Source organism: Hoeflea prorocentri (assembly GCF_027944115.1).
Taxonomy (GTDB): Bacteria; Pseudomonadota; Alphaproteobacteria; order Rhizobiales; family Rhizobiaceae; genus Hoeflea_A; species Hoeflea_A prorocentri.
The window spans coordinates 175,913-188,324 of record NZ_JAPJZI010000001.1 but is presented as its reverse complement, the minus strand read 5'-3'; the positions used below and the strand labels follow the sequence as shown (position 1 = coordinate 188,324).

Here is a 12,412-nt window from a genome sequence, read left to right as displayed (position 1 = left end):
CTCGGCTGCGATCAACTGCCGACACCGCCGACAACCGTTACAGCACGCCGGTTTTGTGACCAGCACGAAATATCGTCGCAAACCGCCACCGGACGTTCCTTGCCGAAAGAAATGGTTTTGATACGGTTTGCCGCGACGCCTTTGGAAACGAGATAAGAGCGCGTGGCCGCAGCCCTGCGCGCACCGAGCGCCAGGTTGTACTCGCGTGTTCCGCGCTCGTCGGCATGACCTTCGATGGTAACCGATTTATCGCGGTACTTTGCCAGCCATTGTGCCTGGCGGTCGAGCGTCGCCGCTGAATCCGGACGGATCGCCGACGAATCGGTATCAAAGAAAATCCTGTCGCCGACATTCAGGGTCAGATCCTGTTGCGAACCGGGAACTGCGCCGCCGCCGGCAAGTCCAAGTTCACCCGGGCTGTTGGGTAGCGATCTTTTGGACGAGCAGCCGGCAACGGCCAGCGCTACGGCCAGCGCAAGCACGGCCGGACTGCGCGCTAAGCTCATCATCATTGTCATGGTCGATCTCCTCGTTATGACGACACTTTCGTTAATCTGCCGGGGTGCACGGTCATACGCCGCTTTCTCCTTATACAGCAGAATACGGTTTCCTTGCGATACTATTTCAGCAATGGCGACCACGCCGGATCTGATCCGAAATTCGGTGTTTCCACCCTTATTTCGTTATAGCCGGTCAGGTCGATTGAATAGAGTTGCGGGCCTGAAGCCCCTGCCGGCTGGCGGAAGAACATGATGACCCGCCCGTTCGGCGACCAGGTCGGTCCCTCATTGTGAAATCCGGTTGTCAAAATACGCTCGCCGGACCCGTCCGGCCGCATCACGCCGATGGAAAACTTGCCCCCGGACTGCTTGGTAAAGGCGATCAGATCGCCTCGCGGGGACCAGACCGGCGTTGAATAGGAGCCATCGCCAAACGAAATGCGGCGCTGGTTGGACCCGTCCGCATTCATTACGTAGAGCTGCTGACGCCCGCCCCGGTCGGACTCAAATACGATCTGGTTGCCATCCGGTGCATAGGATGGCGAGGTATCGATCGCTGCCGTGTCCGTGAGACGGGTGGTCGCGCGGGTGCGCAGGTCCATTGTGTAGATATTTGCATTCCCGTCCTGCTGCAGGCTCATGATCACTTTTTGCCCGTCCGGCGAAAAGCGTGGTGAGAATGTCATGCCCGGGAAATTGCCGACGATTTCACGCTGGCCCGTTTCGAGCTGAAGCAGGTAGACGCGCGGCTGTCCGTCAGCGAAGGACATGTAAGTGACCTCCTGACGGCTTGGCGAAAAGCGCGGCGTCAGCACAAGATCGTTGCCCTGGGTCAGGAAGCGCAGGTTCTCGCCGTCCTGATCCATGATCGCAAGCTGCTTCTGCCGCTCATTGCGAGGACCGGTTTCCGAAACGAAAACCACGCGGGTATCGAAATAGCCGCTTTCGCCGGTCAGCCGCTCATAGATCGCATCGGCGATTATATGCGCGACGCGGCGCCAGTTTTCAGGCTGCGTAAAAAACTGCTGACCGATGAGCTGATCGCCTGCAAACGTGTCCCAAAGGCGGAACTCGGCACGCAGCCGCCCGTCCGCCTCCTTGCTGACCCGGCCGACGACCAGGGCCTGCGCATTGATCACCCGCCAATCCTCAAATCGAGGCGAAACGTCAGGATTGGAAATCTTCTGAATGAAGGCCTGCTTGTTGATTGGCGCAAACAGTCCGGACCGCCGCAGGTCACTTGCAATGACATCGGAAATCTTCGGTCCGAGATCGTCCTCGGAGATGAAATCGGTCACCGCCATCGGCAGGGGCTCGACATTGGCCTGGTTTATGTCGATCTCGACCAAGGCGTAGGCCGGACGCGCGAATGTCAGCACACAGCCGGCAACTGCAAAACACAGGATGAAGAGGCCGTGGAGGCGACCAAGTTTGGGATGAATGCTGTTTGTATATGTTTCGCTCAAGACACTTTCCTCAGAACATCTTGCTTGGATCGAAGTTCACAACGACTTCGGACCAGGTCTCGTATTTTTCCGCGGGCAGATTATAGGGCGCGCAGCGCAGCACGGCGCGTCGCGCCCCACCGGCCAGCACACGGCGCACCTGTTCGGTTCCACCCCTCGCCTGAACATCGGGCTGCCCCTCAATGGCACCGGAGCGGTCGAGGCGCATACTGACCTGAACCCGGACTTCTCCCCCGTCGCTCAGTCCCGGAACGATTTGCCAGCAACGCTGGATCTGACCCCGCAGGGCATCCATTTCGCTTTGCGAAAGTTCCTGACCGGCGCTCGTGCTTTGTCCCCCGAGTGCCGCTTCTTGCTCACTGCGCCTTGCCCCGCCACCGCGTGCGTCATCGCGGTTCAACAAGGCCGCGATCTCGTCAGCGTTAAAGTCGCTTTCGCGGGTCGAGGCGGCGCTTGCGGACTGGCTTCTCGCCTCATTGTTCCTGCGTTCCGGTGTTTTTGCGGTCTGCGCTTTCGGCGGGGAGGGTTTGACCGTCGGCGTCGGCACCTTTTCGGGCAGAGGCTCGAATTCCGGCTTCACGGTTTCCGCTTGCGTTATGGCCTCGGCAACCGGATCGGGTGCGACCTGCTGCTGCGGTTCAGGCAGCGCGGCGACTTCGGTAGCAGGAACCGGTTCCGGTTTTTCCGCCGGCCGCGGCGGCGCCTCAGGTTCGGTCGTCGGTGTCGGTTCGGCTATCTTGGATTTTTCTGGCTCTGCGGCCGCTTCGACCGTGCGCTCGGACGGCTGTTCTGCCGGTGTCGGTTTCAGGTCCACGGTGTTATCACCGACATTCTGCGCATCTTCCACCGGTTTTGGTCTGCTGGTCGGCTTCGGTGCAGCACGCTCCGCGACGGCAGCGGTCCGGTCGCCCTGCTGGATCTGGGTGATGGAAGACACCGGGATGATGTCGACCGGCACAGCATCAATTGCCAGGGTCTCATGCGATTCGGGCGCAGAGAGCCAGAAAAGCCCCCAGCTCAGAAAAACCGCGTGGAACAAACCCGATATGAAGACGCCGAGCTTCATGGCTGCCGATCACCCATCCTGCTCCTGGAGGGTGACAAGGCCGAGATTCCTGTATCCGGCCGATGATATGCGCGCCATGACCTTCATCACGGTACCGTAGTCCGCATTGCGATCGCCGCGCACATAGATGCGCTCCTCGTAACCCGTTGTTGCAATGGCCTCCAGCTTCGGAACGATCTCATCCAACGGAATGGATGTCTCCTGAAGATAAATCTCGCCGGCTTCATTGACCGACACCGTAATGGGCTGCGTCTCCGAGTTAAGCGCGCTCGCCTCCGTCTCCGGCAAATCGATCGGCACGCCGACAGTCAGCAACGGCGCTGCAACCATGAAGATGATCAGCAGCACCAGCATGACATCGACAAAGGGCGTCACGTTGATTTCACTCATCGGCTTGCTGCGCCGGCCTTTTCTGTGATTGCCGCCCCTGCGCCGAACCGCACCGCCTGAAGTATCTGTTCCCATTGCCATGGCGGTTCTCCTACTCGGCCGCCTGCCGCTGTTGCAGCTTTTCGTCGATCTGACGCGACAGGATGCCGGAGAATTCGTCGGCAAACCCCTCCATCCGCCCGGTCAGCTTGCCGGCATCGGAAGAGAACTTGTTATAGGCAATCACCGCGGGGATTGCGGCCAGCAGACCCATGGCCGTCGCCAGCAATGCCTCGGCAATGCCGGGTGCAACAACAGCCAGATTGGTCGACTTGGACCCGGCAATGGCCTGGAAGGACGTCATGATGCCCACCACGGTGCCGAAAAGGCCGATAAACGGCGCTGCCGAGCCGATCGAGGCCAGCGAACCAAGCCGTGCCTCCAGCTTTTCCGATTCACGGGCAAGCGTCACGTCCATCGACTTGTCGATACGCATTTGCAGCCCCATCGGCGAGCGTGCCCCCCGTTCGAAGGACTTTTTCCATTCGCCCATGGCGGCAACAAAGATAGAGCTCATCCCGCTCGTGTTGCGGTCCGTGAGCATCTGATAGAGATCCTCAAGCGACTGCCCCGACCAGAAGACCTGTTCGAAACGGTCGAACTGACGGCGTGCCCGAGCATAGTTGACACTCTTGTCGATGATAATTGCCCACGTCCAGATCGACGCGGCCACAAGCCCGATCATAACGAGCTTGACCACGAAACCGGCCTCAACGAATAACGCCCAAAGCGTCACCTCGCTCGTGGCGGCCAGACCTACCTGTTCCATTCTATTCCGATCCTAGATGTTCAAGTGTCCCGCTTCATTCAAGCCGGGAAACCGCAATGACTGCCGCAACATGCGGTCCGGTTTCGCTGTGGTTGCCTGTACCGTCTCACTCACCCGGCCTGCCTTGTTACGGCTAATTTTGGTCAAAGGAAGGCGTACGAAACGCCCGGTTCCTCACATCTCATTAAGGCACGGTTATGGTTAATGACAGGTTAGGAAATAAGGCAAGCGCAAAGAGGGTGCAATGACAGGAACGTGAAAACGGCTGCAAATCGCGCGATTATGGCGGCCGGAAGCCGCCTAGAGACCGAACCTGGCCGCAACGTCCTCAGGCAAGCGCGTCAGACGCCCCTGTCTGTCGACGATGGCGACGGTAACCGTCGCCTTGATCAACATGCGATCGCCGGACCTGATCGTCTGGTCCAGAACGAAGCGCACACCGGTAGCCCTTTTGGGCTCAGTCAGGATCTCGATCACGTCATCCATGCGCGCCGCGCCGCGAAAGCCGATATCCATGTGATAGACCACAAAGGCGAGCCCCTTGCCCTCGGACGCATTGGCAAGTTCACTTTGATTGATGCCGAGGCAGCGGAGATAGTCCGTGCGTCCTCGTTCCAGGAAATGCAGGTAGCGGGCGTGATAAACCACACCTGAAAAGTCGGTATCTTCATAGTAGACCCGCTGAAAAAGCCTGTGTCCGTTTCCAACCAGTTCCCCGGCAAGTGATTCAGCCAACACGTTCTCCATCAACAACTATAGGGACCGCCGCGGTTGACGCGGCTCAAATCTGTTGCCACAGCAATGGTGTTTCATCACACGCACAGGGCAATTGTCCACCGGCCATTGCAATCCTGTCACATTTGCGGGCTAACGCTCGCACCAAGTCGCCAATGGAGGGTTTAGCCATGAAGATTGCGGTTCTCGGCGGAGACGGATTTGTCGGTTGGCCAACATCGCTGCATCTGTCGGAGCAAGGGCATGATGTTCATATCCTCGATAATCTCTCCAGACGCTGGATTGATACGGAACTGGGCGTTCAATCTTTGACACCGATGGACTCAATCCAGGAGCGCACACGCATCTGGCACCAGGAGACGGGCCGCCGCATCCATTTCCACCTGATCGACATTGCCCGCGACTATGATGTCTTCAAGGGCTGGCTGGCCGAACACAAGCCGGACGCGATTGTCCATTTCGCCGAACAGCGCGCCGCGCCCTATTCGATGAAATCCGACCGCCACAAGAATTACACGGTCAACAACAACGTCAACGCCACGCATAATCTGCTCAACGCCATGGTCGAGACCGGCGTCGATGCGCATCTGGTTCACCTCGGCACAATGGGTGTCTACGGCTATTCGACCGTCGGCGCCGCGATCCCTGAAGGCTATCTTCCCGTCGGTATCGAGACGATGGATGGCCAGACGGTCAAGCAGGATATCCTTTACCCGGCCAATCCGGGGTCGATCTACCACATGACCAAGTGCCTGGATCAGTTGCTCTTCCAGTTCTATGCGAAGAATGACGGCCTGCGCGTGACCGATCTGCACCAGGGGATTGTCTGGGGCACGCATACCGAACAAACACGGCGCCACGAGCAACTGATCAACCGGTTCGACTATGACGGCGACTACGGTACAGTCCTCAACCGTTTCCTCATCCAGGCGGCGATCGGCTTTCCGCTGACCGTCCACGGCACCGGCGGCCAGACACGCGCCTTCATTCACATTCAGGATTCGGTGCGCTGCATTGATCTGGCGCTGCAGAACCCGCCGGAGGCCGGCGACAAGGTCAAGATCTTCAACCAGATGACAGAAACGCATCGGGTCAAGGATCTTGCCGAACTGGTCTCGCGGCTGACTGGAACGGACGTCGCCTACCTGCCCAATCCACGCAAGGAGGCGGCGGAAAACGACCTTGTCGTTCACAATGAGCAGTTCCTGAGCCTCGGGCTCAACCCGATCACGCTAGAAGAAGGTCTCCTGGAAGAGGTGGTCGAGGTTGCCCGTAAATACGCCTACCGCGTCGACCGCAGCCGTATCCCGGCCGTATCGGCCTGGACCAAGGATATCGAGCCGACCATCAACCGCGATCCGGAAGGCAAATCACTGAAATCGGCATCCTGATTGGGTCAGCCTGCCTGTGAGTGACCACCCGAGACAGACCGGCGGACAATCCGCCGCGAACCCCTTTGCCTATGTCACGCTGGTTACCAACAGCGACTATGTTATGGGCGCTGAGGCGCTGATCCGATCGATCACAATGACCGAAACGTCGGCAGATATGGTGGTGCTTCATACCGGTGCCGTCACACGCGCTCAGCTTGCCGGGCTGGAAGCACTCGGCGCGCGGCTGATGCGGGCCGACCTTCTGCCGACATCGGACGTCTTCAATGAGCGGCATGCGCGCAAGTCCCTGCACGCCGGTGCACCCTTTACAAAGGGCCGCAAGCCCGCCTTCCATACGCCGTTGGACAATTTTGCCAAGCTGCGGCTGTGGCAGTTGGAGGAATATGAGCGCTGCGTCTTTATCGACGCCGATGCGCTGGTGCTGCGCAATATCGACCGCCTGTTTTCCTATCCGCAATTCTCGGCCGCCTCCAATGTCTATGAATCGCTTGCCGATTTTCACCGGCTGAATTCCGGTGTCTTCGTGGCACAGCCGTCGGCCGGAACCTTCCGCGATATGCTCGACAGGCTCGACGAGCCGGAAAAATTCTGGCGCCGCACGGACCAAACCTTTCTGGAGAGCTATTTTCCGCAATGGCACGGCTTGCCGGTCTTCGACAATATGCTGCAATATGTGTGGTTCAACCTTCCGGAACTGTGGGACTGGTCCTCCATCAACGTGCTGCATTATCAATATGAAAAACCCTGGGAGCAGGACCACCCCAAATCTAAGGCGCTCGCCCCGCTGATCGAACTCTGGCAAGCCTACTACAACGGCAAGGCCATCCCGGATCTGAGCACACTGAAAAACCCGGCAGACAGCACGTGACAAAACTTCTTGTCACCGGCGGCAGCGGGATCGTCGGTCGCTTCGTTGTCGAGGAGCTTTCGAAGAAGGGCTACGACGTTACGATCGCCAGCCGGACGCCGCCTGATAAAAGCCTCTTTCTCAAGCCGCCTGACCATATTGCAATGACGCTTGATCCCAAAACCCGCTTTCAGGCCATCGTCAACGGGTTCGATCAACTGGTCCATGCCGGGTTTTCGCATGAGCCCGGGCTCTATCGTGGCGGCGAAGGCGACAATCCGTCCGGCTTCTGGCGGCATAATTTCCTTGCAACGCTGCTTCTCTTTCAGGCCGCGGCGCATTGCGGTGTTAAACGTGCGGTCTTTCTGTCCAGCCGGGCTGCCTATGGCAAACAACGACGCGGGGCACGGCTCTTTGAGCAGACCGAATGCCGGCCCGACACACATTACGGAGCGATCAAGCACGCCTGCGAGCGTCACCTGTCGCAACTGGCAAGCGGAACCGGCCTCTGTGTTGCAAGCCTGCGGGTAACGGGAGTGTATGGAGCCACCGCGGCCGGAGGCACGCACAAATGGTCCACTCTCTTTTCTGACTATCTTGAAGGCAAGCCTGTCGAGCCGCGGTGCGGGACGGAGGTCCACGGTCGCGATGTCGCAAGCGCCATCCGGCTGATGCTGGAGGCAAAGGACAAGCAGGTGCGCGCCGGGGTGTTCAACGTGTCGGATCTCTTGATCGACCGGCATGACCTCCTCAAGCTGGTCCAGGCGCAGACCGGCAGTGCCAACACCCTGCCGAAGCCCGCTGACCGGCGCGGCTACAACATCATGGATACAACAAAGATCGCCGCGCTCGGCTGGAAGCCGGGAGGTGAACCACTGCTGCGGGCGGAGGTCTCCAGGCTGATTGAACAAGCGGACTAAACCCTAGTCATCGCCTTCCTCAAACAGGCTTGTCTGCTGCTGCGCCAGGTCCTTCGGCACGTCCAGTCCCAGGTGCCGCCAAGCATTGGCTGTCAGCAACCGTCCGCGCGGCGTGCGCTGGATGAGGCCCTGCTGGATGAGATAGGGCTCTATAATGTCTTCGATCGCATCGCGCGGCTCCGAAAGGCCTGCTGCAATCGTTTCAACGCCCACCGGACCGCCACCGAAACTGTGTGCGATCATCGTCAGATAGCGCGCGTCGAGCTGATCCAATCCCTTATTGTCGACCGAAAGGCGGGTCAGTGCCTCATCGGCGATTTGCCGGGTGACCGCTTCCGCCTTGGCGACTTCGGCAAAATCCCTGACGCGCCGCAACAGGCGGCCCGCAATGCGCGGTGTCCCGCGCGCGCGCCGCGCGATCTCCTGCGCGCCCTCATCCGTCATGGAAAGCCCTACCAACCGGGCGCCGCGGCGCACGATCTGCTCGAGTTCCTCCACCGTGTAAAAATTGAGCCGCACCGGAATGCCGAAACGGTCGCGCAACGGTGTCGTCAACAGGCCGAGCCGTGTCGTGGCCGCCACCAGGGTAAACTTCGCCAGATCGATCTTGACCGACCGGGCCGCCGGTCCTTCGCCGATGATGAGATCAAGCTGGTAATCTTCCATCGCCGGGTAGAGGATTTCCTCCACCGCCGGGTTGAGACGGTGGATTTCGTCGATGAAGAGCACGTCACGCTCTTCAAGATTGGTAAGCAGGGCTGCCAGATCGCCAGCCTTGGCGATCACCGGTCCCGATGTCGAGCGGAAATTGACGCCCAGTTCTTTCGCCATGATCTGGGCAAGCGTTGTCTTACCCAAACCGGGCGGGCCAACGAAAAGGACATGGTCAAGCGCCTCGCCCCGCGCCTTTGCGGCCTCGATAAAAATCTTCAGGTTTGAGCGGGCTTCGGCCTGACCGGTAAACTCGTCCAGGCTTTGTGGACGCAGGCTGGCCTCGGCATCCTCTCCGCGCATGTCGGCGGATACGATCCTGTCATGGTCGCTCATCATTCATTCCCGCATGGCTGATGAGGTTTCATTGCGACAGTTCCTTCAGGCCAAGCCGGATCAACGTTGCTGAATCGGCAGTCTCTCCGGCTGTTTTCATCGCCGCAGCCACTGCGCCGGCTGCCTGATCGCGGGAATATCCGAGATTGGACAAGGCCGAAACCGCATCCGTCACAGGACCGCTGGCCGCACCCTCTCCAAGCTCCTGCTTGAGACCAAGCCCCGCCGGCGCCTCGCCGGAAATGGCGGGCGCCTTGTTCTTCAGCTCGGTCACAATGCGCTGAGCGACCTTCGGCCCGATCCCCGGCGCGCGGGCAACCATTGCCTTGTCCTGAAGGGCGATGGCATTGGCAAGATCGGCGGACGACAGCGTCGAAAGAACAGCAAGGGCCACCTTGGCACCCACGCCCTGAACACTTTGAAGAAGGCGGAACCACTCGCGTTCCATTGCAGAGGAAAATCCATAGAGCTTGAGCTGGTCCTCCCGCACGAATGTCTCGATATGAAGCACTGCCGCCTCGCCGGCCTGCCCCAGACCTGCCAGCGTGCGGGCCGAACAGAACGCGACGTAACAAACGCCATGCACGTCGATCAGCACGTGATCCTCACCGATCTCGTCAATGGTTCCCTTGAGCTTGCCAATCATGCCGCACCCGCCTTGGCGGCGAGCCGCAAGCGTCCCGCCGCACTTTGCCTGTGATGGGCGTGGCAAATGGCAATGGCGAGCGCGTCTGCCGCATCATCCGTATCGAACTGCGCCTTGGGCATCAGCACCTTGACCATCATGTGGATCTGCTTCTTGTCGCCATGCCCGACACCGATCACCGCTTTCTTCACGGCATTGGGCGCATATTCGGCAACAGCAAGACCCGCCAGTGCCGGTACGAGCATGGCAATGCCTCGCGCCTGGCCGAGCTTGAGCGTTGCGGTCGCGTCCTTGTTGACGAATGTCGCCTCGACCGCCGCCTCGTGCGGACTGTGGCTGTGCAGCACATCCGAAAGGCCGTCGTGAAGCTGGCATAGCCGGCTCGCCAGATCGCTGTCACCATCGGAGCGCACCGTCCCCGAAGCTATGAAGCGTAACGAGTTGCCGACACTCTCAACCAGGCCCCAACCGGTTCTGCGCAAGCCCGGGTCGATACCGATAATGCGTGTTGTCTCGCTATGAGCCATGTCCCCGTCCGTGAATTGCCGCTTTCGAGCTATGCCACAGATAAGCGAACAAAACAAAAACATTTCGTAAATAACAACAAAAAACCCGGATCGATGATCCGGGTCTCAATCAATCATCGGGGTCGCGCACCTCAAGCTTCGGCAAGCTTGGCCATAACATCGTCGGATATGTCGAAATTCGCATAGACGTTCTGCACATCGTCATCGTCTTCGAGTGCGTCGATCAGCTTCAAAAGCGTTCCGGCCTTCTGCTCGTCAACCTCGGTGCTGGTTTGCGGCTTCCAGATCGGCTTGACGGATTCGGGCTCTCCAAGGCTCGTTTCAAGCGCGGTCGAGACGTCTCCGATTGATTCGAACGCGCACATGATCGTATGGCCTTCTTCCCCGGACTGAACATCGTCGGCGCCGGCATCGATGGCCGCTTCCATGACGGTATCCTCATCTCCGGCCTCGGGCTTGTAGATGATTTCACCGACCCGGTCGAACATGAAACCAACCGATCCGGTCTCACCCAGCGTTCCGCCGTTTTTGGTGAAACAGGCACGCACATTTGAAGCGGAACGATTGCGGTTGTCCGTCAGCACCTCGACAATCACGGCAACACCACCCGGGCCGTAACCTTCGTAGCGGATTTCCTCGTAGTCTTCGCTGTCGCCGCCGGCACCTTTGTTGATTGCGCGTTGGATATTGTCCTTGGGCATGGACTGGCCCTTGGCGTTCTGCACGGCAAGGCGCAGCCTCGGATTGCCTTCGATATCCGCTCCACCCATTTTTGCCGCGACCGTCAGCTCCTTGGAAAGCTTGGAGAACAGCTTGGAGCGTACCGCGTCCTGCCGGCCCTTGCGGTGCATGATGTTCTTGAATTTTGAATGGCCTGCCATGGCACCTGTCCACAATACCGTTTCGCGATTGCGCGCCTTATAGGCAAAGCAACCGGGATCGTCCAGACATTGGGTCACCGGCGCCTCTGCGCAGCTGTGAACATGCACGCTTCATATGGGGGCGCGGGCAAGTTATATTGAAGCCGGTGGGAATCAAAAAAACTTGGCCACTGGCCTAAAAGACTGAAGCGGTATGACGACCGGAACCCACCATTACGAAGGTGGCAACGTCCATACGGAAACAGCCTCCGGCGTAAAACGGAAAAATCAGGCGCGCGATGACCGGCAGGTTTTGTCGGATCAAGATTTTGAATTTTTACGGGGCAAAACAATGAAATTACATTGGGGCTTTATCAGTTTTATATGTGTCATGCCGGCTGTCATTGCCGTTGCCGGCGGGCTGAAACTTGCACATGTGAAGCCAACGGAGGCCAGCAGCGACAGAGAGCCGCTTCCGGTTTCCACCTGTCAGGCGGTCGCGGAAGGGTGGCAGTCAGATAAGGTACAGCTTGCGTCGGCAAAGCCAGTGAACCGCGAGCAGGTCCGCATATCCTTTATCGGCCATTCCACCTACCTGATCGAAACACCAGAGGGCGTGACGATCGCAACGGATTACAACGGCTATATCGGAAACAACGATGCGCCGACCGTCGTGACGATGAACAAGGCCCATTCCAGCCACTACACCCTCAAACCGGACCCGGCCATCGAGAATGTTTTGCCTGGATGGAATCCGAATGGCGGGCCCATCGATCATGATGTCGTCGTCAGCGACACCTATATCCGCAATGTGACAACCGACATTCGGTCCGGGTTCGGCAGCCGTGAGGCCGACGCCAACTCGATCTTCATCTTCGAAGTCGCCGGTCTTTGCATCGGCCATCTGGGTCACCTGCACCATGATCTGGAAGATCGCCATATTGCGCAGATCGGGCGTCTGGACGTCGTCATGGTTCCCATCGACGGCGGACTGACGGTCGGACACGAACGGATGAGCGACATCGTCAAGCGGCTTCGCGCCTCAGTCATCCTTCCGATGCATCGACGCGGCACGCCGATCAACGCTTTTCTCGATCTGTTTGGCGAGGATTTCGACCGTCAGTTCAGGGAGCAGGACAATCTGACCGTAACGCTCAGGGATCTGCCCAAACAGCCGACGATCATTATTCTGCAGGGCGTTTGAAC

The 12,412-nt window shown here is 59.0% G+C and carries 14 protein-coding genes; 4 read left to right on the top strand and 10 right to left on the bottom strand.

The features are described from left to right. Positions 1-11: 11 nt before the first annotated feature. The 6 genes from pal to ybgC form a co-directional block, all read right to left on the bottom strand. A complete protein-coding gene (gene pal / locus OQ273_RS00905) occupies positions 12-518 on the bottom strand; it encodes a peptidoglycan-associated lipoprotein Pal (protein WP_267988586.1) in 507 nt (168 codons plus the stop codon). A 101-nt stretch (positions 519-619) separates the two neighbouring features. After that, a complete protein-coding gene (gene tolB, locus OQ273_RS00900; protein WP_267993002.1) occupies positions 620-1,906 on the bottom strand; it encodes a Tol-Pal system beta propeller repeat protein TolB in 1,287 nt (428 codons plus the stop codon). 70 nt (positions 1,907-1,976) lie between these two features. Continuing rightward, positions 1,977-3,032 (bottom strand): hypothetical protein, encoded by a 1,056-nt coding sequence (locus tag OQ273_RS00895; RefSeq protein ID WP_267988585.1) that lies wholly within the window; start codon positions 3,030-3,032, stop codon positions 1,977-1,979. 9 nt (positions 3,033-3,041) lie between these two features. After that, entirely contained in the window at positions 3,042-3,503 is a 462-nt protein-coding gene (gene tolR / locus OQ273_RS00890; protein WP_425493315.1) for a protein TolR, read from the bottom strand. 10 nt (positions 3,504-3,513) lie between these two features. Further along, complete coding sequence (gene tolQ, locus OQ273_RS00885; protein ID WP_267988584.1) at positions 3,514-4,230, bottom strand: protein TolQ; 717 nt, start codon at positions 4,228-4,230, stop codon at positions 3,514-3,516. A 300-nt stretch (positions 4,231-4,530) separates the two neighbouring features. Continuing rightward, positions 4,531-4,965: a tol-pal system-associated acyl-CoA thioesterase gene (gene ybgC, locus OQ273_RS00880; protein WP_267988583.1), complete on the bottom strand. Its 435-nt coding sequence runs from the start codon at positions 4,963-4,965 to the stop codon at positions 4,531-4,533. Positions 4,966-5,135: 170 nt separating this feature from the next. On the opposite strand from ybgC, the gene OQ273_RS00875 reads away from it, so the two are divergent. The 3 genes from OQ273_RS00875 (at position 5,136) to OQ273_RS00865 (ending at position 8,126) form a co-directional block, all read left to right on the top strand. Further along, on the top strand, positions 5,136-6,356 hold the full coding sequence (locus tag OQ273_RS00875) for an NAD-dependent epimerase/dehydratase family protein (RefSeq protein WP_267988582.1): 1,221 nt from the start codon (positions 5,136-5,138) through the stop codon (positions 6,354-6,356). A gap of 103 nt (positions 6,357-6,459) precedes the next feature. Next, positions 6,460-7,227 (top strand): glycosyltransferase, encoded by a 768-nt coding sequence (locus OQ273_RS00870; protein WP_425493402.1) that lies wholly within the window; start codon positions 6,460-6,462, stop codon positions 7,225-7,227. Continuing rightward, on the top strand, positions 7,224-8,126 hold the full coding sequence (locus tag OQ273_RS00865) for an NAD-dependent epimerase/dehydratase family protein (protein WP_267988580.1): 903 nt from the start codon (positions 7,224-7,226) through the stop codon (positions 8,124-8,126). The genes OQ273_RS00870 and OQ273_RS00865 overlap by 4 nt, the downstream gene beginning before the upstream one ends. 3 nt (positions 8,127-8,129) lie before the next feature. Here OQ273_RS00865 and ruvB read toward each other — a convergent pair whose 3' ends face one another. The 4 genes from ruvB to OQ273_RS00845 form a co-directional block, all read right to left on the bottom strand. Continuing rightward, positions 8,130-9,173, bottom strand: a complete 1,044-nt coding sequence (gene ruvB / locus OQ273_RS00860) for a Holliday junction branch migration DNA helicase RuvB (RefSeq protein ID WP_267988579.1) — start codon at positions 9,171-9,173, stop codon at positions 8,130-8,132. Positions 9,174-9,201: 28 nt separating this feature from the next. After that, entirely contained in the window at positions 9,202-9,819 is a 618-nt protein-coding gene (gene ruvA, locus OQ273_RS00855; RefSeq protein ID WP_267988578.1) for a Holliday junction branch migration protein RuvA, read from the bottom strand. Continuing rightward, complete coding sequence (ruvC, locus tag OQ273_RS00850; RefSeq protein ID WP_267988577.1) at positions 9,816-10,346, bottom strand: crossover junction endodeoxyribonuclease RuvC; 531 nt, start codon at positions 10,344-10,346, stop codon at positions 9,816-9,818. Before ruvC ends, ruvA begins: the two co-directional genes overlap by 4 nt. Positions 10,347-10,477: 131 nt before the next feature. Continuing rightward, a complete protein-coding gene (locus tag OQ273_RS00845) occupies positions 10,478-11,227 on the bottom strand; it encodes a YebC/PmpR family DNA-binding transcriptional regulator (protein ID WP_267988576.1) in 750 nt (249 codons plus the stop codon). A 370-nt stretch (positions 11,228-11,597) separates the two neighbouring features. On the opposite strand from OQ273_RS00845, the gene OQ273_RS00840 reads away from it, so the two are divergent. Further along, complete coding sequence (locus OQ273_RS00840; RefSeq protein ID WP_267993000.1) at positions 11,598-12,410, top strand: MBL fold metallo-hydrolase; 813 nt, start codon at positions 11,598-11,600, stop codon at positions 12,408-12,410. The last annotated feature ends 2 nt before the right edge of the window (positions 12,411-12,412 follow it).